Origin of the sequence: Brevibacillus sp. HB2.2, from assembly GCF_013284275.1 — a bacterium.
Classification (GTDB): Bacteria; Bacillota; Bacilli; order Brevibacillales; family Brevibacillaceae; genus Brevibacillus; species Brevibacillus brevis_D.
This window is the reverse complement of the sequence record NZ_JABSUV010000031.1, coordinates 32,433-56,840: the sequence shown is the minus strand read 5'-3', so window position 1 is coordinate 56,840 and position 24,408 is coordinate 32,433. Positions and strand designations below refer to the sequence as shown.

Genomic DNA, 24,408 nt, shown 5'->3' with positions numbered 1-24,408 from the left:
ATGTACTATAGGGCTTGTGAAGCTTTTTTAAAAGAAGATGCATGCTGTCCTTAACGATGTAAGAGGAGGACCTATGTTAAAAGAGTAGGACTGAACTCACTTACGACGCCAATATGCCATTTTTCCTTAGCAGCAACAATCAAAGAACATATTCAATCTGTCATATCCGGACAATGGATTGGCGGGGGATAACAAAATGTTTCTAGGAAGATTCTGTCGTTGATTGGACAGGACCTTTTTCAGTTTCTAGGACGTATTCAAAAAGTTGTCTTTTCAGCACGAAGAAAGCGGCGAGAAGCTGAAGAAGGAGGAGCGGGATGTAGGGGAGCTACATGAGCACCTGACTTTCGAGAGTGAACGCTTGTATCATTTTTGCGCAATCTTTCAGGATTACTTCGTGATCAAAAATGACTTTTTGAACACCTCTTCAAAGACTTTAAAATAGCACGGATGGAACGGGTAGAAGTGGGGGATTTTTCTATGGCAGTTAAAGATTCATTTTCTCGGATTTTTGGCTTGACGGACAAGACAGATAACGAAGAAATCAAACAAATACCAGTCGAGGAGATTGTACCGAATCCATATCAACCTCGTACTGTATTTGATGACGAGAAAATTGATGAGTTGTGTCAAACGATACGAACTCATGGGCTCATTCAACCGATTGTCGTGCGAGTTCGCGACGGTCGTTATGAATTGATTGCTGGGGAACGACGTTTGCGCGCAACTAGAAAATTGGGCATGGAGAGGATTCCTGCGATTGTCAAAGAGTTTAATGACTCGCAAACAGCCTCTATCGCATTGATTGAGAATTTGCAACGAGAAGGTTTGACAGCTATTGAAGAGGCAGTCGCATATCAAAAGCTGATTGATTTGCACAATTTGACGCAAGAGAGTCTTGCTCAACGTTTGGGTAAAGGACAATCGACAATCGCAAACAAACTGCGCTTGCTCCATTTACCACAAGGAATTCAAGATGCCTTGTTGTCCAGACAAGTAACAGAGCGTCATGCAAGGGCTCTGATTCCGTTAAAAGATCCAGAATTACAAAATAAAGTCCTGTTGGAGATTTTGGAGCGGGAATGGAATGTGAAACAGACAGAAGTGCGCGTGAAGCAGCTTCTAGAACTGGCCGAGAATCCTAAATCGGAAAAAGATGCGAAGCCACGCTGGAAAGCATTCTCAAGAGATACGCGGATTGCGATTAATACTGTTCGTCAATCGATCGATATGGTGATCCAGACAGGCCTACCTGTAGAAACAGCAGAAGAAGATCATGATGAATTCTATCAATTCACGATCCGCATTCCAAAAAACAAGGAAACAGGAAATAAATGATCGTAACAAACATGGCGACAAGGTCGCCTTTCTTTTTGGGCAAATGCTGATTATTTATAGGAAAATGAGGCTTTTAGTACTATTTGATTTCCAGAAATATGCATTTCCTGTAAAAAGGCTAGGTAAATCTACATTTTCGGGGCAAAAATCAGGCTTTTTTGTCTCACTATCTAAAAAAAACAGCGTACGACCAAGCAGCAAATCTGATAACATGGAGAGTACCAACCTGTGCATACTTGCAGGTTTACTCGATAATCAATGAGGATGACTTTGCAGGGGCTTTTTTCGTCTTATCATGTACAGGCGATGTAAAGGTTACTGAATGGCAACGGACGAAGGAATTTGTATAAAAGATCATCGTTTTACAAGAATACGAGCAAATCGTAAATAGACTCGAATGACTAACTAGATGAGGATACAGAAGATGACTTTGAAAGACGTACTGGAGAGTGTACTGGTCGAGCCACAAACTTTCCTACACGACAAAAAAGAGGTGGAGAAGTTGGGAAAAATCATTGCGGTTGCGAACCAGAAAGGCGGCGTCGGGAAAACGACTACGTCCGTCAATCTAAGCGCTTGTTTGGCCGCATTGGGGAAAAAGGTGCTGCTGGTTGATATTGATCCCCAAGGAAATGCAACCAGTGGGATCGGGGTAAATAAGGCAGATGTTAAGTACTGCATTTATGATGTCCTGATCAATGATATCAACCCTGTCGATGCGACTTTGCCAACTGAAATTGAAGGATTAATGATCATTCCTGCCACCATTCAACTGGCAGGTGCGGAAATCGAGCTGGTCCCTACGATTTCTCGTGAGGTTCGTCTGAAAAAGGCGCTGGAAGTTGTCAAGGACAAGTACGATTACGTCATCATCGATTGCCCGCCATCCTTAGGGATTTTGACCGTAAATTCTTTGACAGCATCTGATTCGGTCTTGATTCCAATCCAGTGTGAATACTATGCGCTAGAAGGATTAAGCCAACTATTGAACACCATTCGTTTGGTCCAAAAACACTTGAATTCGCAACTTGCCATCGAAGGCGTCGTGCTGACGATGCTCGATGCACGTACGAATCTCGGTCTGCAAGTGATTGAAGAAGTGAAAAAGTATTTTCAGGACAAAGTATACAAGACAATTATTCCTCGAAATGTACGCTTGAGTGAAGCACCATCACACGGACAAGCCATCATTACGTACGATCCACGCTCACGAGGAGCGGAAGTCTATACTGATTTGGCGAAGGAAGTGGTAGGGGTATGAGTAGAGGATTGGGAAAAGGGCTGAATGCGCTTATTACTTCCAATCTCATCGAAGAAGGGGAACAGGTAAAAGAGGTTTCCATCAATGAGATTCGTCCTAACCCTTATCAGCCCCGGAAAGAATTCGAGCAATCAGCTATTGAGGAACTGGCACAGTCGATCAAAGAGCATGGGATCATCCAACCACTAATTGTTCGGAAAAGCATCAAAGGTTACGAGCTGGTGGCTGGTGAAAGAAGATTGCGCGCTGCAAAGCTAGCAGGGTTAAAAGAGGTTCCAGTAGTAGTAAAGGCGTATACAGATCAGCAATTAATGGAGATTGCCCTGATTGAGAACTTACAACGTGAAAATCTGAATCCACTCGAAGAGGCAGAGGCGTATGACAAGCTGATTTCCCACCATGATTATACGCAAGAACAGCTTGCACAAAAGATAGGGAAGAGTCGACCGCATGTAGCCAACATGCTGCGTTTGCTGCAACTGCCAGAGAAGATCCGAAAAATGGTATCGGCAGCCGAACTATCCATGGGGCATTCACGTGCTTTGCTTGGGGTAACGGATAAGAAAATACAACAACAGCTTGCAAATGACGTGGTGGAAAAAGGATTGAGTGTTCGTCAGCTGGAAGAGCTCGTGAAGCAGCTCAATGTTTCACGTGAAACAAAAAAGAAAAAGTCAGCGAAAAACGAGCCAGTTTTGATCGAGATGGAGGAACGGCTACGCAGCCGTTTTGGGACATCGGTCAAGATTAAAAAAGGGTCAAAGCGCGGCAAGATCGAAATTGACTTCTATTCACAGGAAGACTTGGAGCGAATCATCGAAATGCTGAATATAGAGAAGTAAGTCCAGGAGGTAGTCATGGCGATCATCTATTTGGATAACGCAGCTTCTACATGGCCGAAGCCACCAGCAGTTAAAGAAATGATGGCGGAGGTCATCGAGGATTTTGCTGCAAATCCTGGCCGAGGTGGACATGCACTGGCGATGAAAGCGAGTAAAGCTGTGTTTCGGACACGGGTGCAAGTGTCGCGGTTGTTTGGGATTCAAAACCCGAATAACCTCTTTTTTTATCTCAATGCCACTCAAGCGCTTAATCAGGCGATAAAAGGGTTCTTACAAGCAGGCGATCATGTTATTTCTTCATCTGTTGAGCATAATTCGGTAAGACGTCCCATCGAGTTCATGCGCAAAAACAACCAAGTAGAAGCTACTTTTGTAGAGCCAAGAGAAGACCATCAATTCTATGTAGAGGATTTTGCCAAGGCAATTACGCCCTCAACGCGTTTAATCGTTGTGAGCCATGCTTCCAATTTGACAGGTGTCATCCTGCCTGTTGCCGAACTGGGGAAACTGGCAAAAGAGCACGGAATTACGTTTTTGGTGGATGCTTCTCAGTCTGCTGGTGTTTTACCTATCGATGTAGAGGCAATGAATATTCATATGCTTGCTTTTCCTGGGCACAAAGGGCTGTATGGTCCACAAGGTACAGGTGGTTTGTACGTAAGTAGTGATATTGATCTCGAGCCCTTGATTCATGGGGGGACAGGCAGTCAGTCTGAAGCCATTGATCAACCGACAACTCGTCCAGACCGATACGAAAGCGGGACACTCAATACGGTTGGTTTGGCAGGGCTGCAAGCAGGCGTTGATTTTGTCATGGAAAAAGGTGTGGACAACATTCGTCAGCACGAATGGGAATTGGTGAAACAAACGATCCTTGGATTGCAGCAAATCGAGGGTGTACATGTCTACGGACCGGGGATTGAGATCGAACGTGTGGGCGTGGTTGCTTTTAATATCGGAGAGGTGGATGCAGCCGAGGTATCGTTTATCCTGGATCAACAATACGGGATTGCGACCAGATCGGGTTTTCATTGCACGCCATTGGGTCACCAGACTGCCGGTACCGAACAACGTGGAGCCGTTCGAGCCAGCTTTGGAATTTTTAACTCAGAGAAAGATGTAGAAGCGCTTCATAACGCTGTTCGGGAAATAGCAGCAGCGTTTGTGTAAGGGTAAGGCATCTGTAGGGGGACAGCGCAAGTGATCTTGCTGGGAACATTGGTCAACGCCGGAGCAATCATCTTAGGAGCATTGTTAGGCAGAATGTTGAAGCGAATTCCGGAGTCGATGCGACAAACCGTCATGCAAGGAATTGCTCTGGCCGTATTCATATTGGGTATTAAAATGTGCCTCGGTTCGGATAATTTTTTACTCGTGATTATCAGTATTGTGCTAGGAACAGTAATAGGTGAATGGATTGGGATTGAAAAAGGCTTAAACAATCTGGGGCACTGGCTGGAGAGGAAAGTTGGGGGGAGTCAAGGCAGTATCGCCACTGGTTTTATCACGGGGACGCTGGTGTACTGTATTGGAGCCATGGCTGTACTCGGTTCATTGGACAGTGGTTTGCGTAACAACCACGAAGTACTGTTTATGAAAGCAATGCTAGACGGATTCTCTGCGATCATTTTCGCATCAACACTAGGAATCGGTGTCATCTTTTCGGCAGTGCCCGTGTTTTTATATCAAGGCATGATTGCGTTATTATCTACAAGCATTTACAGTGTGGTGAGCGAAACGATGCTGAATGCGATCCTGGTAGAAGTAACGGCGGTAGGTGGCTTGATGATTATTGCCATTGGGTTAAACGTTTTGGAGATCAAACAGATCAGGGTAGCCAACATGATGCCAGCATTAGTGATTGCAGCAGTCGGTGTTCCCTTTATCGATTGGGTTTCAAAGCTGTTTTCATAGTTGGTACAGAGGCTCTTCCTTCGGGAGGAGTCTTTTTTTATGAAAAATCAACTATCATCGATAAAAATAGCATGCGATAATATGATACAAAAACTTGATTGCGAGCAAGGATGGATAATTGGGACGTGACAGTAGAGTACGACAGCATGTTGGGGAGAGAATGATTATGTTGGGTGTTATCGTCAATCCTGTATCGGGTAATGGCACAGGGGTGAAAGTATGGAGGCAAATTGAGCCGACGCTACGACGTCTGGGAGCGCCTTTTCATGTCAGGTTGACATCAGGAGAGGGGGACGACAAAAAATTATCAAAAGAGCTGATTCAAAAAGAGGGAGTAAAAACAATCATTGCTGTCGGAGGGGATGGAACTGTCCGAGGCGTGATAAATGGGATATACGATTCGAAACAAGATTGCCGATTTGGATTGGTGCCGGCTGGTTCCGGGAATGATTTCGCTCGCGGACATGGAATTCCGATGAAACCGTTACAGGCATTAGAGCGAATTCTGTCGGAAAAAGGGGAAAAGCGAATCGATCTGATTTTATTGAATGGGGAAGTAGCTGCGAATTCAATCGGGGCCGGATTCGATGCACAGGTAGCAAAGGTAACGGATCAAGCTGTGTACAAAGCTTGGCTGAATCGGTACAAGTTAGGAGCACTCGCCTACATTATATCGGTGATTCGCGTCGTATGTACGTATCAGCCACGTGACATCGTACTGAACGTTGATGGTATTGAGGCTCGTTTAGAGGCTGCCTGGCTAGTCGTCGCTGCCAATATTCCGAATTACGGAGGCGGAATGCTGATTTGTCCAGATGCTATACCGGACGATGGCATTGCGGATATTTGCGTAGTTAGTGGTGTGAGTCGGCTCGGATTGTTAGCTGCTTTTCCGAAAATATTCACAGGAGCTCACCGTCATCATCCGGGTGTCCGCTTTTATAGGGGAAAGCATGTAACGATACATGCAGCGGGACAGCTACCAGTCCATGCAGATGGGGAAAGCGTAGCGCCAACACCGATCAGTGCCCAAGTGATCGAAAAGTGCCTGACCATTTATGTGTAAAATAACCTGTATCGAGGTCATCTCATTGAGGAGCGACCGCGTTTTAGTAGAAGGTTATTATGCGTTCCAGAAAATTCATGGTCGCCTTTACAAGGTGAAGTACTTAAATTTTCCTACACGTAAAAAAAAATAGACCTGTCATCCGTTGAGGGAGAGAACAGATCAAAAAGCAAGTTTTCTAAAGAGGGATGGAACCTTTTGCAGAAAGAAACGGTCAATCATATAAGACACTATCGAATCGACTAGGCGTAGAAGCCAGTGTTACGGCTTTTGCCAGTCCGGAAGCTATGGTATCTGCCATGTTCATGACGATGGAGAGGCGGGTATTTTGAAGGACAAAATACTCCATGAATCCTCCTACGTTGACAATCCCGGTAATGTGGAAGGAACCAACAGGAGGCAGCTCTTTTTTTACACCAGCCCCTGGTTTTAGTGGACCATTCATCACATTGATGTTTCCGACGTGGCTAAATTGACCTAAACAGGCATCGACCGCAATAAGTGTAGCTGTCGGATGATTCGCCTGGATGAGCTCTAACTTTTCCTTAAGATTCATGGCGTGTACAGGATCCTCAAGCGTTCCGTACACTTGCAAAAAACGAGGTGACTGCGCGATGAGCTTGGTTCCTACTAATGGGCCTAGAGCATCACCAGTAGAACGGTCTGTCCCAATACATACAATGACAAGGTCGTCATCGAACCGATTTAAGCGAAAGCGCTGGGCAAGGTGACCGGCGAGATGCTCGTCTGCGTTTTCACTGCGGTATTCCACTTTAAAAGGTGGCAAAGAATAATCCTTGCGATTATCAGATGTACTCATGGAAACCCCCACTCTTGCCGACTTGGCTTAAACCAACCTGTAAAAGGTTATATAAAAGTATTCACAGTATCGTACCGATATGACATTTTTATACCTGCTAATGGGAAAGTTACGTAGGTTTTGAAAACTCAGCGAGGCTGGCATGCATCAAAACGAACAGGTAAAATAAGAGGAGCCTATGGTAGTTTGTGTGAAAGAGATGAGGGGGAGTGAAATGGGAGGAGAGACAGTGCTGATCGCGTTTGATTCCACGCAGCAAGCCTTGCGGGCAGAAATGCTGCTGGAGTACGAAGATATTGAGATCGATACAAGACCAACGCCAAAAGAAATAACGGCAGGCTGTGCCCTTTCCATTGAGTTCTCACTGTCGGATTACTTACGAGCGAAAGCGATCATGATGGAACAGCAAGTGGTAATACGAGGATACTTCCGTCAGTTTTTCGGCCAGTATAGCGAGGTGGACGAAAGCGGGGAGCAGAAGGAGCGGGAGGAATGAAGCAAGCTGGTTTCTTTGAAAGGATTTATGCCCAGGTACATGCGTATATGACAGATGCAGATATGTGGGTAAATATAGGGATGGCTGTACTGAAAATAGTCGCGATCATCCTGTTATCGCGAATCGTCGTTTCTGTTGTGCAATCAGGCGTAAATAAAGTGTTCCAGCACCGCCACGGAAGCAAGATTCAAATGGATCAACGCCGAGTGGACACAATGCGGGTGCTCGTCAACCATATCGTTCAGTACGGCATTTACTTTTTGGCGATTCTCATGATTTTGCAGCTGTTGGGCATTGATTTGCGCCCCGTTTTAGTAAGCGCAGGGGTACTGGGACTGGCAGTTGGTTTCGGGGCGCAAAGTCTCGTGCGTGATATTATTACGGGATTTTTCATTATTTTTGAGGATCAATTTGCTGTTGGAGACGTTGTAACGATCAACAACTTGACAGGCACGGTGCAGGAGATTGGTCTGCGCATTACAAAGGTGCGAAGCTGGACGGGGGAGGTACACATCTTTCCAAACGGCACGATTAATCAAGTGACCAACTTTTCACTGCAAAATACGTTAGCGGTTGTCGACGTATCTGTAGCATATGAAGAAGATCTGAATCAAGTTGAGTCTGTGCTCAAAGAAGTATTGGCATCGGCTCAGACAGAATTGACGGATATCGTAGCTGAGCCACAGATTTTGGGAGTACATGCACTGGGGCCTTCTGAAGTCATCATCCGGGTTACGGCTGAGTGTAAGCCGAACACACATCACGGAGTCAATCGAAATTTGCGTGCGAAGATCAGAACGGAATTAACCAACCGAGGCATTCAAATTCCGTATCCAAAAATCGTCGCGGTGTCTGGAAAGGGAACAGTGTAGAGAGGAGAAAGAGATATGGAACGCAAGCAATTTGGACTGGGGGATGTCGTACAGATGAAAAAGCCGCATCCATGTGGCACGAATGCGTGGAAGGTCATACGCATGGGCATGGATGTGCGAATCAAATGTACGGGTTGCGATCATAGTGTGATGATTGGACGACTAGAATTTGAACGCAAGCTGAAAAAGATACTGATTCGTGCGGAGGAAGAACCGCAAGCATAAACCATATTTCTTTGATCAACCCCTCTGTCTTTTTCTACAATGCCTGTAAACGATGAAGCGACGCACTTATATGCTTCACGGAGCGGCTTTGTCGTTTTAGACGGGAGGGGTTCAATGAAAAAGATGAGTGTTCGGTGGTTGCAATGGGTAGTAGTGTTTGCGCTTTTCCTACTTCCATCACAGGGAGTGTGGGCAAAGTCGGCAAACGAATGGGGAGTGAGAATATCCCCTGCTGACAAATCGGCGGAAATAGACCCGAATCAAATCATTACACTGACGTTTTCGGGGCCGGTTTCGTTAAAAAATGGGCAAGAGCTGTCCGACAAGTCTGGTCTCTCGATTATTTCACTCACGGACGCGAAAAAAAAGAAGGTTCGTTTTACGGCGAAATGGAACAAAACAGATCGAAGCATGACAATTGATCCGGAAGGAAATCTGGAAGCAGGGGCGTCCTATCGAGTTAGCTTGCTGGCCAAAAAAGTGAAGGATCAGCGAGGCAATTTGAATCCAGAGCTGGCTAGCACGTTTCAAACGAAAAAACCTGTGGATAATATCGCTCCACAAGCAGTCATATTGCCCGGTCACGGAGCTAAGAATGTAAAGCTCCAGGATAAAGTGACACTCCAGTTTGCAGAAGAGATTACTTTGGTTGATGGTGGAGCCCTATCCAGCAAAACAGCCGGGCCATTAGTTCGTGTAACAGATGAAAAAGGGACTGTCGTTCCGCACACAATTACATGGAACAAAAGCAAGCGGATGTTGTCTGTGAAGCCAAAAGGAAAATGGCAGCCACATACGAGATATCAGGTAAGTCTCATTGCGGGCTTGGTTAAGGATACAGCAGGTAATTTAAATCAAGCGCAGTGGATAACTTTTCAGACCGGATCGAAGTAATTCAAGCATGTGGGTAAAAAAAAGGATGCAGCCAATTTAGAGGCGCATCCTTTTTCCTTTTGTACGATCAAATGTATCTCCCGGTGATGGTACTTAGGTTATGACTGATCATTATCCCTAGGCTGCATTGCCTTGGCTATGATCTATGTGGAGTTAGAGAAGGTAAGGCTGCTGAGGATGCAAGCTTACCTTCAGATAGGCTGGATGGCAGCGGAGTAGGTTAGTCGCAGTCACAACCTACGATAACGAGAAGGATGAACAGAACCAAGATCAGCGCGAAATCGTCGAAACCGTTAAAGATACCCACTTGCTAACACCTCCTACCGTAGTTTCAATACTCATGCTATGTAGAAACCCACAACGGGGTATAGGCGGATGCCCTGGTTCCAAAAAAATAAGTTATGCACAGCATATCCACAGAAAATGTGGACAACTTTTTACTAAGAAAAGGAGTGTCTGCAAACGATGTGGGAGACAAAAAGTTGTTAGTAAATACTTATCCACAGACTTATCCACAAAAGGGGATTTTCTCTGGATAAATCGACGGTAATTATTGAATATTTTAAAAATTTTTATTAGTAAGAAGGAATTTGGCAGGTGAAAATATAATTACACACTTATAATTTTGGCAAAAATAGATAGAAGAAAAGGGGCGATTGAGATTTGAAGAAGCAAGTATTTGCATCAGTTACGGCTTTGGCCATTGCATTGTCGACAGTATCTGTACCATTTATTCCTTACAGCACGCAGGCGGTAGCTCTTGCTGCTGAAAAGCCTTCTTATCAAACTCGCGCTGAGATCCCAGATGCGTACAAGTGGAAGCTGGATGATATTTATCCGACTGTTAAGGAATGGGAAAAAGATGTTGCAAAGGTTGAATCTTTGGCAAACGCTTTCACAAAACACAAAGGCAAGCTGGGTACATCGTCTGGTGCGATGCAGGCAGCATTCGATGACTATGTTGAGTTGATGCGCTTAAATGACAAAGCATACGTGTACGCAAACATGTCTCTCGATGTAAACTCCGCGAATCCTGATCTGCAAAAGCTGGGAGACCGCGCTGAGAAAATGTACACGCTTGTCACAGAAAAAACTTCATGGGTACAGCCTGAAATCGTTGCGATTCCCGATGGCAAAATAAAGAGCTTGCTGTCTAAAAAGGAGCTTGAGCCTTACAAACTGTTTATCGAGGACATGCTAAGAACGAAGCCGTACTCACTCTCTGCGGATATGGAGCAGCTCTTGGCGAAATCGTCTCCTTTGGGAGGTGCACCGACCAACATTTACAGCATGCTGTCCAAAGACGTGAGGTTCCCTAAAATCAAAGATGAGACAGGCAAGGAAGTTCAGTTAACTCGTGCCAATTTCATTTCCTATATGGAAAGCAAAGATCAAAATGTGCGCAGAGAAGCGTTCAAGGCCTATTATGGGGCTCTGATCGATTTCCAAGACTCGTTTGCATCAACATTGGCTGCCAAAGTAAAGGGCGATAATTTCTACGCAGCGGTACGCAATTACGATTCTGCTCTGGAAGCAAGCCTAACACCGAACAACGTACCGACGAAGGTGTATGATGAGCTGATTGACACGGTGAATGATAATCTGCCATTGCTGCATCGCTACATTTCTTTGAAAAAGAAAATGCTTGGCGTGAAGGAATTGCACATGTACGACATTTACGTGCCGATCGTTCCATCTGATGACAAATATATTTCCTTCGACGAAGGAAAGAAAATCGTCGTTAATGGTTTGGGAGTAATGGGTGATGACTATGTGAAGGCAATGTCTGACGGCCTGGATGGCGGATGGGTAGATGTCTATTCCACTGATGACAAGCGCACGGGTGCCTACCAATGGGGTGCTTATGATACACATCCATATGTACTGTTGAATCACCAAGGTACGCTCGATGATGTGTATACCATCGCCCATGAGATGGGACACGCCATGCAGTCGTATTATACGAACAAAAATCAACCTTATATTTCCTCTAACTACCCAACCTTCACGGCAGAAGTGGCTTCTACCATGAATGAAACTCTGCTGTTCAAGAGCATGTACGCGAAGGCGAAGACGAAAGAAGAGAAGATGTATCTCTTGAATCACTATCTGGAAAACTTCCGCTCCACGTTGTTCCGTCAGACGCAGTTCGCGGAGTTTGAGAGAGCGATTCACGAGAAGGAGCAAGCGGGAGAATCTCTGAATGCGGAAGCGATCAAGAAGATCTACCTCGACATCAACAAGAAGTACTACGGAAAAGACATGGTTTCCGATGAGGAAATCGGTATGGAATGGGCACGTGTGAGCCATTTCTACAACTATAAATACTACGTCTATCAATACTCGACGAGCTTTGCCGCTGCACAAGCATTAGCGAAGCAAATCATGGATGAAGGTCAGCCAGCTGTGGATCGAGTTCGTAAAAACTTCCTCGAAGCGGGTAACTCTGCTCCGCCTATCGAGGTGCTGAAAGCAGCAGGTGTGGACATGTCCACGTCCCAGCCAATCGAGCAAGCGATGGAAATCTTTGAAGAGACATTGAATGAGCTGGAAAAGCTGGTAAACGAGAAGTAAAGAAGCAATAGAAGCAAAACAGGCTCCCTTCCATTACGGAGAGGAGCCTGTTTTTTTGTATGTATCAATAGGCAATGCCTACTCGCGCCCGAATGTATTCGGAACGACAGAGCTGCTGATACGTAAACTCCGCCGTATCTGGCACGGAAATTTGCATCCCATCTACAGGCAACTGGTGAGCCTCGACCCGGTAAGTGCCTGTATACTCGCCATCAGGCAAATAGGTCGGGCAAACAATAGTCCAATCGAGCTCGGACTGTTCCAAAAGCGAGTATGCCTTGTGATGTTCCTCGGCAGCACGCGTCAATTTTTGTCTGGACTCACTGGATTGATAGCGGAGCAGGTCAGGAGAAACTCTGCTTTGCAAGATGCCGGCGGTGCCCACCGTAATAATGCGTGAAACGCCTTCTCGCCTCATTGCTTCAATAATATAGGGAGTTCCTTCGGATAACGTCGTTGCCTTGTCTGTCCCGAGCGCGCTAATGACCGCGTCGACTCCACGCATGGCTGATGCAACATCCTTTTGATCAAGGACGTTTCCGGTCAGAACACGAAGATTTTCAGCAGCCAGATGAAGAAGCTTGTCTGCGGACCGAACGAGAGCAGTTATTTCATGCCCATCTTTTAACGCATAGTCGAGGATATGGCTTCCTACGCGACCAGTGGCACCAAGGAGTAAGAGCTTCATTTTTTAGTCACCTCTTTACCTTTTCTTTTACCGTAGCAAACAGATTCTGTTTGTCTAGTCTATCATTTCTTTTTTTGTCCCACCACATGGAGCTATGATAAGAGACAGGAGGAGACAAGTAAAAAAAAAGCTTCCACAAGGAGACAATTGTAATCTGAAAACCAAATCTATATACTTAGAAGGATATCAGGATGATGATAAGGGAGTGTATATAGATGGGTGCATCATGCGGGATTGTAGGTCTTCCTAACGTAGGAAAATCGACATTGTTTAATGCCATTACACAAGCGGGCGCTGAATCGGCTAACTACCCGTTCTGTACGATTGACCCGAACGTAGGGATCGTGGAGGTGCCAGACGAGCGTCTGGAAAAGCTGACACAAATCGTTGTACCGAACAAGGTAGTTCCAACTGCGTTTGAATTCGTAGACATTGCAGGCTTGGTAAAAGGCGCGAGCAGAGGTGAAGGACTTGGCAACCAGTTCCTGGGTCACATCCGTGAAGTGGACGCGATTGCCCATGTTGTTCGTTGCTTTGAAGATGAGAACATCACGCACGTAGCAGGTCGTGTCGATCCTTTGAGCGATATCGAGACAATCAACCTGGAGCTGATTTTTGCTGACCTGGACTCTGTTGATCGTCGTATTGACCGCATTGCACGCAAAGTGAAATCCGGCGACAAGGAATCCAAGCAAGAGCTGGACGTGCTGGAAAAATTGAAAGCAGCATTTGAAGAGGGTCAATCTGCTCGCAGTGTTGAACTCGATGACGAAGAGCGCAAATGGATTCGCGATTTGCATCTGCTGACAATCAAGCCAATGCTGTACGTGTGCAACGTAGCGGAAGACGGCATTAACGATGCAGACAACAACCCGCATGTGCAGACAGTTCGCCAGCATGCAGCGAGTGAAGGGGCAGAAGTGGTTGTCATCAGCGCGAAAGTAGAGGCGGAAATCGCTGAACTCGAGGGCGAAGACAAAGAGATGTTCTTGGAAGAGCTCGGTCTTACAGAGTCTGGTCTCGATCGCTTGATTCGTGCTGCTTACAAACTGTTGGGATTAGTAACTTATTTCACTGCAGGTGTACAAGAAGTTCGCGCATGGACCATCCGTCAGGGTACAAAGGCTCCGGGAGCGGCAGGCGTGATTCATACCGATTTCGAGCGCGGATTCATTCGTGCGGAAGTGATTGCTTATGATCATCTGGTAGATGCTGGTTCGGTGGCAGTAGCGAGAGAACGTGGGAAGTACCGTCTTGAAGGGAAAGAGTACGTAGTGGCAGATGGAGATGTTATGCATTTCCGTTTCAATGTTTAGTACGAAATTCTTGATTCGAACTAGGCGGTTTGTTATAATACGATAATGCGAGTATTTATGGAGTGCATGTTTTGTGCGTTTCGTTTTAGCACTCGCTCCTTGCCCGAACAGGGCCGCTAAAGTCCATAAGGAGGTGAAAAGGTATGCGCCAATACGAAGTAATGTATGTATTGCGTCCAGACCTTGAAGAAGAGAAAGTAAAATCCAATGTAGCTCGTTACAGCGATGTTGTAACTAACTATGGTGGCGAAATCTCTAAGCTTCAAGAAATGGGTAAACGTCGTCTTGCGTACGAGATCAACAAGTTCCGTGAAGGTTACTACGTTTTGATGAACTTCAAAGCGAACTCCGATGCTGTTGCGGAAGCTGAGCGTCTGATGAAAATCAATGACGACGTAATCCGCTTTATGTTTGTTCGTGATGAGAAGTAATCATTGTCGCGATCAGAGGGGGAACCAAGATGAATAAAGTCATTCTCATCGGCAACCTGACGAAAGATCCTGAACTTCGCTACACGCCAAATGGCGTTGCCGTTGCTACTTTTACTGTGGCCGTCAATCGTCCCCGCACCAATCAAGCGGGAGAGAGAGAAACGGACTTCATTAACATTGTCGCTTGGCAAAAACTTGCCGACCTGTGCGCAAGCTATTTGCGTAAAGGTAGACAAGCAGCCATCGAAGGACGTATGCAAACACGCTCCTATGATAATAAAGAAGGTAAAAAGGTATACGTGACGGAAGTCGTTGCGGAGAACGTTCAATTTTTGGGCGGTCGAGGCAATGAATCCGGCGGAGACAATCCAGGATACGATCCAGGACCGGGCATGGGTGGCGGTAACAAACCATCCGCTCAACGAAATAATGACTACGATCCGTTTGGTGATCCTTTCGCGAGTGCAGGCAAGCCGATCAACATTTCAGATGATGACTTGCCGTTCTAGTATCGTATAACTTTCACATTCCTAAGAGGGAGGGACTATCATGGCACGCAAAGGACGTCCTAATAAGCGTCGTAAAGTATGCTTCTTTAAAGTGAACAAAATCAAGCACATCGATTATAAAGATGTTGACTTGCTGAAAAAGTTCATCAGCGAGCGCGGCAAAATCTTGCCACGTCGTGTAACTGGTACTTCTGCGAAGTATCAACGTGCACTGACAATCGCAATCAAGCGATCCCGTCAAGTAGCACTGTTGCCTTACACTGCTGAATAAGTTGCAAAAGCTATAAAAAGGGGGGCACAATTGCGTGGCCCTCTTTTTTCCATAGTTTTCTATGGAAAGTGTACATGAGACATGAATAATGAGGTGCTGACATGCCGTCCAAAACGAAACACTTGGCTGAAAATGCCCTTATGCTGGGTATCGCACTGGTGCTGCTGTTTCTCGGTACATATACCATACTGGGAGGACTCGTCAGTTTCCTGATACCTCTGCCTTTTATCCTTTTGGCAGTAAATCGAACAGTACGTAACATGGTATGGATAACCCTTGCCTTTACGTTTCTGGGCTGGATCATTACGGGTCCGTTTGCAGCTACACTTGCTTTTTCAAGTGCGGTTTGGGGTTCAGTCATGGGGATTTTTTATGCGAGAAAAGGAACGGCTCTTCCGGCGATTGTGGCAGGGGCAGGCGTTGCCTTTTTAGGTGTCGTTTCCATGATGGCATTTATGGCATTCGGGATGAACGTTGATTTTAATGCCATCACGCAAGAAGTTGCTAAGCTACGCCCAGCAATGGTGCCAAAAGAGCAGTTTGATCAGCTTCTTGAACTGGGCAAAATCGTCTTGCCTACGAGTCTTGTCATGTTCAGCTTTTTATCGACCGCCATTATTCATGGATTGGCGAGTCTGATTGGACGACGTCTGCGCAGACCGATTCCAGCATTGAAGCCAATTCGGGAATGGAACTTCCCACGATCATTGCTTTATTACTACTTCATTGCGATGATCAGTCTTTTGTTGTTTGCCGAAAGCATGCAGGGAACGTTTTGGGAAATCGCCTTGATGAACCTGAAAGTCATGCTGGATGCGATTTTTGTTTTGCAGGGTTTGAGTTTTTGTCTGTTTGCAGCCTATTTATACGGCTGGAAGAGACTGACTCCTGTGCTCGTTGTCTGTCTATTTATTTTTCCACCCCTAAGTACTATACTTAGTCTAGTAGGGATATTTGACCTAGGAATTCGTTTGCGTGAAAAACTGGAAACAAGAGTGAAGAGGGGCTGAGGAAATGCCCAAGTTCCTGTTAAAGCGTTGGTACGGGATGCACATGGTCCTGGCACTCAGCTTTAGCTTGCTGTTGTTGGGGATTTTGACCTTGTTCCATTGGATGTACGGGGCGATCGGCATGGTGTGCTTGATTGGCTTGGTTCTTTACGCTCTTCAAGCAGAAAAGGGGTTCCAACGAGACTTGCGCCTGTACTTGGCGACGGTCACCCATCGTGTGAAGAAGGCGGGAGAAGGCGTTATCCAGGAACTGCCGATCGGAATTCTTTTATACAACGAGGAAAAGGCAATTGAGTGGGTAAACCCGTATATGACGCATATGTCCGGGGATGAAACCATGATCGGGAAAAGCCTTCAAGAGGTATTCCCCCAACTGGTTTGGAAGCCGGAGCAAAAACGGCTGGAGTTTACTTATAACGAGCGGGTATACGAAGTCATTGTTCGGTCCGATGAGCGCCTTTTGTATTTCAAGGACATTACGGATTTCAAAGAATTGACGACTCGTTACCATCGAGAAAAGGCTGCACTTGCCATCATTCACCTCGACAACTTGGACGAGGTTGGACAAGTCATGGATGATCAGAGCCGTACGCTGCTCTCTACAAGCGTGGCTGGTGTGATTACAGAGTGGGCCAACAAACATGGCATATATCTTCGCCGAATCACAGCCGACAAGTTTTTGGCTCTGATGGAACGGGAAGCACTTGATAAATTGGAAGAATCGCGATTTGACATTCTCGATGTAGTACGGGAGATGACGGCTGACAACAAGATTCCGATCACGCTCAGTATCGGGGTTGGAGCGGCGGCTACCACTTACATTGAGTTGGGACAAATGGCGCAATCAAGCTTGGATATCGCATTAGGGCGCGGTGGCGACCAGTGCGCTGTCAAGATTGGCAACAAGCTCACTTTTTACGGTGGGAAATCGAATGCGGTGGAAAAGCGGACACGTGTCCGGGCTCGTGTTATTGCACATGCTTTGCGTGATCTCATTCATGAGGCGGAGCACGTCATTGTCATGGGGCATAAACAGCCTGACATGGATTCCATCGGGGCATCACTTGGTGTATTGAAAGCTGTGCAGTTGCACAACAAAACGGCTTATATTGTCATGGATGAAGGCAATCATTCTGTCGAGCGTCTGATGAAAGAGATTTATGCCAATGAAGAGTTGGCTGAGACCTTTATCACGCCAGAACAGGCAATCCGACTCATCTCCGGTCGCACATTGCTGGTAGTCGTCGATACGCATCGACCATCGCTGGTGATTGAGCCGAAGCTGTTGACGGAAACGAGCCGAATTGTGGTGATCGACCACCATCGACGTTCGGAGGAGTTCATTGAGCCAGTACTCTTGTATCTGGAACCGTATGCTTCTTCGACGGCCGAGCTTGTTACGGAGCTCTTGCAATATCAGAGCGAGCGATTGAATATCGACAATCTGATTGCAACGGCACTGTTAGCAGGGATTGTGGTGGATACCAAAAGCTTTGCCTTCCGCACAGGTTCGCGGACCTTCGAAGCGGCGTCTTTCCTTCGCCGTAACGGGGCTGATACCGCAGCTGTCCAGCGTCTGTTGAAGGAAGATCTGGGGCAGTATGTGAAGCGAGCAAAAATCATCATGAATACGGAAACGTACCGTGACAACATGGCGATTGCCATAGGCGATCCGTCTGAGGATTACACACAGGTACAGGTGGCGCAAGCTGCTGAGCAGCTACTCACCTTGTCAGGTATCCAGGCGTCGTTTGTTGTTGCAGAGCGATCCGACGATACGATCTTGATCAGTGGACGTTCTCTGGGCGACATCAATGTTCAGTCCATCATGGAACTGCTGGGTGGAGGCGGTCACCTCACTGGTGCTGCGACACAAATTCAAGGCATATCAATTAAAGAAGCAACACGTCGTTTGAAAGAAGCGATTGACTCGGTCGTATAGGCCAAAATATAAAGGGGGAAACGATGATGAAAGTCATTTTTCTTCAAGATGTAAAAGGCCAAGGGAAAAAAGGCGAAGTTAAGGATTTGTCAGAGGGCTATGTACGAAACTTCTTGTTGCCAAAGAAGCTGGTAAAAGAAGCGACAGATAGCAACGTGAAAACGCTCGACGCTCAAAAGCGCAGCGAAGATAAGCGCAAGGAGCAAGAAAAGCTGGATGCTCAGGAGCTGGGCAAAAAGCTGGAAGAGCTGACAGTGAAAGTAACAGGAAAAGCAGGCGAAGGTGGTCGCTTGTTCGGTGCAATTTCCAGCAAACAAGTAGCGCAAGCGCTTGAAGATCAGTATAAAATCAAAGTAGACAAGCGTAAGCTCGAAATGGATGCAATCCGTGCTTTGGGCGTGACGCAAATCAAAGTAAAACTGCACAACGAAGTAACGGTGACGCTAAAAGTACACGTTGTGGAAGAATAATGTCTCAATTGTGGGGGGTGTGACGTGAGCGACCTGTTTTTGGATCGTGTGCCGCCACAGAACAAGGAAGCGGAACAATCGGTACTGGGTGCCGTGTTCTTGTCTAAGGAAGCTTTAATCACGGCCATTGAGATTCTCCGTCCGGAGGATTTTTACAAGACAGCGCATCAGCGCATCTTTCAAACGATGGTGGACCTGTATGAAAAAGGCGAACCTGTCGATCTGGTTACGGTTACAGCTGATCTACAGGATCACAAGCTGCTGGATGAAGTCGGCGGGGTTACGTATCTCACGGAAATCGCGAGTTCAGTTCCAACGGCTGCCAACATCGAATACTACGCAAAAATTGTAGAAGAAAAATCACTGCTTCGTCGATTGATTCATACAGCTACCAAGATTGCCAATGACGGCTACTCCCGTGAGGATGATGTCACGCAGATCATCGCGGATGCGGAGAAGTACATCATGGAGATCGGCCAAAATCGCAACAGTGGCGGTTTTACACCGATTCGGGATGCCCTTCTGGAAACGTATGAGCGGATTGAGTTTTTGAGTCAGCGACGCGGTGATATTACCGGGATTTCTACGGGATATACTGATTTGGACAAGATGACAGCAGGATTGCAACGCAGTGACCTGATTATCTTGGCGGCCCGTCCTTCCGTAGGGAAGACGGCTTTTGCCTTGAATCTCGCGCAAAACGTTGCAGCCCGTGCAGGTGAGACCGTAGCCATCTTCTCCTTGGAGATGGGTGCTTCTCAGCTGGTTCAGCGTATGATTTGTGCGGAGGGCAATCTGGATGCGTCCCGGATGCGTTCCGGTACACTGGAGGAAGATGATTGGCAAAAGCTGACGATGGCAATCGGTACGCTGGCGAAAGCGCCGATTTACATCGATGATTCACCTGGGGTTACTGTACAGGACATCCGGGCAAAATGCCGTCGCCTTCAGACAGAGAGAGGCTTAGGCCTGATCCTGATCGATTACCTTCAGCTGATTCATGGACGAGGCAAAGGAGATAACCGTCAGCAGGAAGTATCTGAGATCTCGCGTACGCTTAAAGGGATCGCGCGTGAGCTGAACGTGCCGGTTATCGCCCTGTCGCAGTTGAGCCGTGGTGTAGAGCAACGGCAGGACAAGCGACCGATGATGTCCGATATCCGTGAGTCGGGGTCGATTGAGCAGGACGCCGATATCGTTGCCTTCTTGTACCGTGATGACTACTATGACAAGGAATCAGAAAACAAGAATGTCATCGAAGTCATTATCGCCAAACAGCGTAACGGCCCGACCGGAACGGTAGAGTTGGCGTTTTTGAAGGAATTCAACAAATTCGTTAACTTGGATCATCGCTTTCGAAATCAAGCGGGTTAATAGTTGGAATGGAAGAAAAGCCGGAGAAATTCCGGCTTTTTTTTCTATATTGAATTGCCGAACATATTAAGAATTAACTATATGAATGTTCGTATTTAGCGTTGACATAGGAAGTCTCGTTTAGTAAACTTAGATTGTTTCAGGCCCGAAAAGACATGATAATATCAGGAGGTGTTTTTCGATGTCAACAGTCGTTGTCGTCGGAACCCAGTGGGGCGATGAAGGTAAAGGTAAAATTACAGACTATCTAGCTGAAAGTGCAGAGGTAGTGGCTCGTTATCAAGGCGGTAACAACGCAGGCCATACCATTATTTTTGATGGTAACAAGTATAAGCTGCATTTGATTCCATCCGGAATTTTTTATAGTGACAAGACCTGCGTAATCGGAAACGGTATGGTAATCGATCCGAAGGCATTGGTAAAAGAGCTGGAGTACATTCACAGCTTCGGTTTTTCTACAAGCAATTTGAAAATCAGTGATCGCGCGCATGTGATCCTGCCATACCACATCAAGCTGGATGGCGTAGAGGAAGATAGCCGCGGTGCTAACAAAATTGGTACGACCCGTAAAGGTATCGGACCTGCTTACATGGATAAAGCTGCGCGTATCGGTATTCGTATCGCTGATTTGTTGGATCGCGATGAGTTTGCTCGCAAGCTCGAGCGCAACCTGGCAGAGAAAAACATGCTGCTGGAGAAGCTGTACAACACAACTGGCTTTGAGCTTCAAGAAATTCTGGATGAATACTTGGCTCTGGCAGAAATCATTCGTCCTTACGTAACCGATACATCTGTTGTCCTCAATGATTCCATTGATAGAGGCAACCGCGTATTGTTTGAAGGTGCACAAGGCGTATTGCTCGATATTGACCAAGGTACGTATCCTTACGTAACGTCCTCCAACCCAATTGCGGGTGGCGTGACGATCGGTTCTGGTGTAGGACCAACCAAGATTCACCAAGTAATCGGGGTGGCAAAAGCTTACACAACACGTGTAGGTGATGGTCCGTTCCTGACTGAGTTGAATGATGCAACCGGCGATCATATTCGTGAGGTTGGTTTCGAATATGGTACAACAACAGGTCGTCCACGCCGCGTAGGCTGGTTTGACAGTGTTGTCGTTCGTCATGCTCGTCGTGTCAGCGGTATCACCGGTTTGGCGATCACCAAGCTGGATACATTGTCTGGCATTGAGACATTGCGTATTTGCACAGCGTACAAATACAATGGAGAAATCATCGAGTCGTTCCCGGCGAACCTCAACCTGCTGGCGAAATGCGAGCCAGTTTATGAGGAACTGCCAGGTTGGACAGAAGATATCACAGGCATTCGCAATCTGAACGACCTGCCAGAAAACGCTCGTCACTACATCGAGCGCATTACGCAACTGACTGGTATTCCAATGTCGATCTTCTCCGTAGGACCAGATCGTGAACAAACAGTCGTTGTTCGTGGCATTTACGGATAAGCTATCGGCTATATAATAGAAGAGAAAGCTGTCGAGTATTCGGCAGCTTTCTTTTTTTGCAAGGGACAGACACGAAACGGCACCCTCTGGGCATATGGTTAGACATAGGGAGAAATGGAGAGGTGATCATGATGATGGGTTTTGGATTTGACCAAAAGGCCATGAAGCTACTGGGCAAAAATGTACAGGTAAAGATGATCAATGGCGTCGTCATCAAGGGAACCATGACTCATTTCAATAATGGCTACTTATGCTTTATCACCACATACAAACAACCAAATGACGCCGAGAAAACGAAAATACGCAGACTTGCGTTAAAAGACGTTACCTCGATGCAAGAGGTGTGAGTCACAGATGTTCATAACGAAATAAGCCATCTTTCCTAGTCAATTAAGGGAAGATGGCTATATTTATTTTAGATCATGCCTCCATATGATCGGATGATCTCAGTCGCAAGATCACCTTGTTCCTCTGGTACGACTGCCGTTAACAAGACACTGCGATTCAAATTGTCATCGCCTCGATCGGCCATGCCGCTGGCGTCTGGATCTACTGCGGCCATGACACTTGCATCCCTGCCGCTTGGGAAATCAGCTGCCAGTGTTAGGTTGCCCAAGCTGGGAAAATCTCCGGATATGGGATTCAGGATCTGTTCATTTCCGTCACCAGGGAATTGTCCGATTCTGTCGATCTGAATGGTGGAAAAACCAGCTTGTCGAAGTGCTTTTTCTGCCTTTTGGGCATCATCTTCGGTGTGAAATCCTGCAAGAATGTTACGTTCCTTCACGTATATCAGCCTCCAGATATGATAAATACTACCAATTGTTTGTACATATAGTGACTCTATGTCTATTTTTTTATTCGACAGCAATTTACACTTGATGTTGTCGTTAATCTTATGGTAAAGTCGACATAGTTGGTTTCTTTAGGCAATTTGGCAGATAAATGGAAACTAAATTTTGGGATTTACGACCTAGTCGATAAATTAAAAATTTTCAGGAAATGGAACGAGCAAGTTGTATCTGTTTTCAGGAGGGACAAGTTATGCATTGGTCGGAATGGAAGGCCAAGCTGCAGGAACGGTCATCACGAATCGTTCGGGATTGCAGTGATCTGGCGAAACGTACAATGAAACGTACAAGCTCTTACATCCAGTCACATAAAAAACAGTCGCTTTCAATTGCGGCAGGTCTAGTTTTGACGATTGCTGCTGGAGCATCTGCACAATACTATTACACAAGCAATGTCAATTCTGTCTACCATGTCAGTGTAAACGGCAAAGAGATTGGCGTGGTAAATGATCCAAATGTGATACATAACTGGACAGTAGCAAAGCTGGAAGAGGAAAAGGCAAAAACAGGTCTCAACTTGCAATTGGCTGACTATATCACATTCGAAGAAGAGCGTGAGTTCAAGGCACCGTTCAATAACGATGCTGCTGTACAAGCTCTGGCATCCGTAGCGGATATCAAGGTTCAGGGCGTTAAGCTGACGATTGACGGCAAAGTGGTAGGTTACATGCCCGATCAGCAATCGGCTGATCAAGTACTGGCTGAAGTGAAGCAAAAATACTCCGGAGTTCCTGCAACGACAGGGAATAAGGCTGTTGTAGCAGCAGCATCCACAGTCCCGGTCAAACCAAATCCGGTAAAAGAAGTCGCATTTAAAGAAAACGTAGAGATGCAAACCGAAACAGTTGATGCATCTCAAATTTTGTCTGCCGAAAAACTCGAGGAGTTGCTGGTAAAAGGCACCTTCAAGGACATGAAGCACACGGTCGTAGAAGGCGATTGCATCGGTTGCATCGCGAAGAAATACGGCATTACATCAAAAGATATTTACGCGAACAACCCAGGTGTTACGGAAAATACCGTCCTGAAATTAGGACAAGAAATCAATGTAACCGCAGTGCGTCCACTGGTTACTGTACAAGTCAAAGAAGAAGTAGATCAGCAAGAGGTTATTGCTTTTAATACCCAAATTAAAAACAATGACAAGGTTCCTAAAGGCGAAACGAAGGTCGTACAAGAAGGTAAAAACGGCAGTAAAACAGTTAAGTACGAAGTTGTGAAAGAAAATGGACAAGTCGTTAATCGCAAAGTCATCAAACAAGATGTAACTGTGCAGCCTGTAACCCAAATTATGGAGCGCGGTACAAAAGTTATCCCATCGCGCGGTACAGGTCGTTTGAGCTGGCCTGCTAGCGGTTATATTAGCAGCGGCTTCGGACAACGCTGGGGAAGCATGCATAAAGGGATTGATATTGCCGGTGCTGGTTCTGTCATGGCGGCAGACAATGGACGTGTCACATTCGCTGGTTGGAATGGTGACTATGGAAAATCGGTTATCATCGACCACGGCAATGGAATGAAGACATTGTACGGTCACATGAGCGTTATTAATGTGAAGGCCGGCGATGTTGTTAGCCAAGGAAAGAAAATCGGCGTAAAGGGTTCTACTGGGCAATCGACCGGCGTCCACCTGCATTTTGAGGTTCTACAGAATGGACGAAATCAAAACCCGATTCGTTACTTAAAATAGACTAGTAATTTATGGATAGGAAAGGGCAACTCTTAGGAGGGGCCCTTTTTTTGCTGGCAGGGATTGAATGCCAAGCCCTTCTTTAC

The 24,408-nt window shown here is 46.2% G+C and carries 26 protein-coding genes; 22 read left to right on the top strand and 4 right to left on the bottom strand.

Annotated features, from left to right (window positions below; all coding sequences use genetic code 11):
- Positions 1 to 480: 480 nt before the first annotated feature.
- From noc to HP401_RS32025, 6 genes are all read left to right on the top strand, one after another.
- Positions 481 to 1,338 carry a nucleoid occlusion protein gene (gene noc, locus HP401_RS32050; protein ID WP_015894095.1) on the top strand — a complete coding sequence of 286 codons (858 nt, stop codon included), beginning with the start codon at positions 481 to 483 and terminating at the stop codon, positions 1,336 to 1,338.
- A gap of 502 nt (positions 1,339 to 1,840) precedes the next feature.
- Positions 1,841 to 2,599 (top strand): ParA family protein, encoded by a 759-nt coding sequence (locus HP401_RS32045; protein WP_015894094.1) that lies wholly within the window; start codon positions 1,841 to 1,843, stop codon positions 2,597 to 2,599.
- Complete coding sequence (locus HP401_RS32040; protein ID WP_173606420.1) at positions 2,596 to 3,441, top strand: ParB/RepB/Spo0J family partition protein; 846 nt, start codon at positions 2,596 to 2,598, stop codon at positions 3,439 to 3,441. The genes HP401_RS32045 and HP401_RS32040 overlap by 4 nt, the downstream gene beginning before the upstream one ends.
- A 15-nt stretch (positions 3,442 to 3,456) precedes the next feature.
- Positions 3,457 to 4,611, top strand: coding sequence for an aminotransferase class V-fold PLP-dependent enzyme (locus HP401_RS32035; protein ID WP_173606419.1), 1,155 nt, complete (start codon positions 3,457 to 3,459; stop codon positions 4,609 to 4,611).
- 30 nt (positions 4,612 to 4,641) lie between these two features.
- The gene (locus HP401_RS32030) at positions 4,642 to 5,355 is read left to right on the top strand and encodes a DUF554 domain-containing protein (protein ID WP_015894091.1); all 714 of its coding nucleotides are present in this window, start codon (positions 4,642 to 4,644) and stop codon (positions 5,353 to 5,355) included.
- A gap of 166 nt (positions 5,356 to 5,521) precedes the next feature.
- Positions 5,522 to 6,421 carry a diacylglycerol/lipid kinase family protein gene (locus HP401_RS32025; RefSeq protein ID WP_173606418.1) on the top strand — a complete coding sequence of 300 codons (900 nt, stop codon included), beginning with the start codon at positions 5,522 to 5,524 and terminating at the stop codon, positions 6,419 to 6,421.
- Between the two features lie 214 nt (positions 6,422 to 6,635).
- Here HP401_RS32025 and yyaC read toward each other — a convergent pair whose 3' ends face one another.
- On the bottom strand, positions 6,636 to 7,241 hold the full coding sequence (yyaC, locus tag HP401_RS32020; RefSeq protein ID WP_015894089.1) for a spore protease YyaC: 606 nt from the start codon (positions 7,239 to 7,241) through the stop codon (positions 6,636 to 6,638).
- A 214-nt stretch (positions 7,242 to 7,455) separates the two neighbouring features.
- Here yyaC and HP401_RS32015 point away from each other — a divergent pair, with 214 nt between their 5' ends.
- The 4 genes from HP401_RS32015 (at position 7,456) to HP401_RS32000 (ending at position 9,728) form a co-directional block, all read left to right on the top strand.
- A complete protein-coding gene (locus HP401_RS32015; RefSeq protein ID WP_173606417.1) occupies positions 7,456 to 7,737 on the top strand; it encodes a putative Se/S carrier protein in 282 nt (93 codons plus the stop codon).
- Entirely contained in the window at positions 7,734 to 8,609 is an 876-nt protein-coding gene (locus HP401_RS32010) for a mechanosensitive ion channel family protein (protein ID WP_015894087.1), read from the top strand. Before HP401_RS32015 ends, HP401_RS32010 begins: the two co-directional genes overlap by 4 nt.
- Before the next feature lie 15 nt (positions 8,610 to 8,624).
- A complete protein-coding gene (locus HP401_RS32005; protein WP_007720174.1) occupies positions 8,625 to 8,834 on the top strand; it encodes a DUF951 domain-containing protein in 210 nt (69 codons plus the stop codon).
- Positions 8,835 to 8,948: 114 nt separating this feature from the next.
- Positions 8,949 to 9,728 (top strand): Ig-like domain-containing domain, encoded by a 780-nt coding sequence (locus HP401_RS32000; protein ID WP_173606416.1) that lies wholly within the window; start codon positions 8,949 to 8,951, stop codon positions 9,726 to 9,728.
- Positions 9,729 to 9,948: 220 nt separating this feature from the next.
- On the opposite strand, the gene HP401_RS35635 is transcribed toward HP401_RS32000, so the two are convergent.
- Complete coding sequence (locus tag HP401_RS35635; RefSeq protein WP_017246824.1) at positions 9,949 to 10,035, bottom strand: YjcZ family sporulation protein; 87 nt, start codon at positions 10,033 to 10,035, stop codon at positions 9,949 to 9,951.
- 356 nt (positions 10,036 to 10,391) lie between these two features.
- Between HP401_RS35635 and pepF the strand changes: the two genes are divergently transcribed.
- Positions 10,392 to 12,302 carry an oligoendopeptidase F gene (pepF, locus tag HP401_RS31990; RefSeq protein WP_173606415.1) on the top strand — a complete coding sequence of 637 codons (1,911 nt, stop codon included), beginning with the start codon at positions 10,392 to 10,394 and terminating at the stop codon, positions 12,300 to 12,302.
- Between the two features lie 64 nt (positions 12,303 to 12,366).
- On the opposite strand, the gene HP401_RS31985 is transcribed toward pepF, so the two are convergent.
- Positions 12,367 to 12,990, bottom strand: coding sequence for an NAD(P)-dependent oxidoreductase (locus HP401_RS31985; protein ID WP_173606414.1), 624 nt, complete (start codon positions 12,988 to 12,990; stop codon positions 12,367 to 12,369).
- Between the two features lie 215 nt (positions 12,991 to 13,205).
- Between HP401_RS31985 and ychF the strand changes: the two genes are divergently transcribed.
- From ychF to HP401_RS31935, 10 genes are all read left to right on the top strand, one after another.
- Positions 13,206 to 14,306 (top strand): redox-regulated ATPase YchF, encoded by a 1,101-nt coding sequence (ychF, locus tag HP401_RS31980; protein ID WP_015894083.1) that lies wholly within the window; start codon positions 13,206 to 13,208, stop codon positions 14,304 to 14,306.
- Between the two features lie 143 nt (positions 14,307 to 14,449).
- Complete coding sequence (gene rpsF / locus HP401_RS31975; RefSeq protein WP_007720183.1) at positions 14,450 to 14,737, top strand: 30S ribosomal protein S6; 288 nt, start codon at positions 14,450 to 14,452, stop codon at positions 14,735 to 14,737.
- 29 nt (positions 14,738 to 14,766) lie between these two features.
- Positions 14,767 to 15,246: a single-stranded DNA-binding protein gene (locus HP401_RS31970; RefSeq protein WP_173606413.1), complete on the top strand. Its 480-nt coding sequence runs from the start codon at positions 14,767 to 14,769 to the stop codon at positions 15,244 to 15,246.
- A gap of 40 nt (positions 15,247 to 15,286) precedes the next feature.
- Positions 15,287 to 15,517, top strand: a complete 231-nt coding sequence (rpsR, locus tag HP401_RS31965; RefSeq protein WP_016739387.1) for a 30S ribosomal protein S18 — start codon at positions 15,287 to 15,289, stop codon at positions 15,515 to 15,517.
- 101 nt (positions 15,518 to 15,618) lie between these two features.
- Positions 15,619 to 16,527, top strand: coding sequence for a DUF2232 domain-containing protein (locus HP401_RS31960; protein WP_173606412.1), 909 nt, complete (start codon positions 15,619 to 15,621; stop codon positions 16,525 to 16,527).
- A 4-nt stretch (positions 16,528 to 16,531) separates the two neighbouring features.
- Entirely contained in the window at positions 16,532 to 18,469 is a 1,938-nt protein-coding gene (locus HP401_RS31955) for a DHH family phosphoesterase (RefSeq protein ID WP_015894080.1), read from the top strand.
- A gap of 26 nt (positions 18,470 to 18,495) precedes the next feature.
- Positions 18,496 to 18,939, top strand: a complete 444-nt coding sequence (rplI, locus tag HP401_RS31950; protein ID WP_015894079.1) for a 50S ribosomal protein L9 — start codon at positions 18,496 to 18,498, stop codon at positions 18,937 to 18,939.
- Between the two features lie 24 nt (positions 18,940 to 18,963).
- On the top strand, positions 18,964 to 20,313 hold the full coding sequence (dnaB, locus tag HP401_RS31945) for a replicative DNA helicase (RefSeq protein WP_015894078.1): 1,350 nt from the start codon (positions 18,964 to 18,966) through the stop codon (positions 20,311 to 20,313).
- A gap of 181 nt (positions 20,314 to 20,494) precedes the next feature.
- Complete coding sequence (locus tag HP401_RS31940) at positions 20,495 to 21,781, top strand: adenylosuccinate synthase (RefSeq protein WP_173606411.1); 1,287 nt, start codon at positions 20,495 to 20,497, stop codon at positions 21,779 to 21,781.
- 131 nt (positions 21,782 to 21,912) lie between these two features.
- A complete protein-coding gene (locus HP401_RS31935) occupies positions 21,913 to 22,128 on the top strand; it encodes a hypothetical protein (protein ID WP_007720197.1) in 216 nt (71 codons plus the stop codon).
- 68 nt (positions 22,129 to 22,196) lie between these two features.
- Here HP401_RS31935 and HP401_RS31930 read toward each other — a convergent pair whose 3' ends face one another.
- On the bottom strand, positions 22,197 to 22,652 hold the full coding sequence (locus HP401_RS31930; RefSeq protein ID WP_015894075.1) for a hypothetical protein: 456 nt from the start codon (positions 22,650 to 22,652) through the stop codon (positions 22,197 to 22,199).
- A 173-nt stretch (positions 22,653 to 22,825) separates the two neighbouring features.
- On the opposite strand from HP401_RS31930, the gene HP401_RS31925 reads away from it, so the two are divergent.
- Positions 22,826 to 24,322 (top strand): LysM peptidoglycan-binding domain-containing M23 family metallopeptidase, encoded by a 1,497-nt coding sequence (locus tag HP401_RS31925; protein ID WP_015894074.1) that lies wholly within the window; start codon positions 22,826 to 22,828, stop codon positions 24,320 to 24,322.
- Positions 24,323 to 24,408 lie beyond the last annotated feature (86 nt).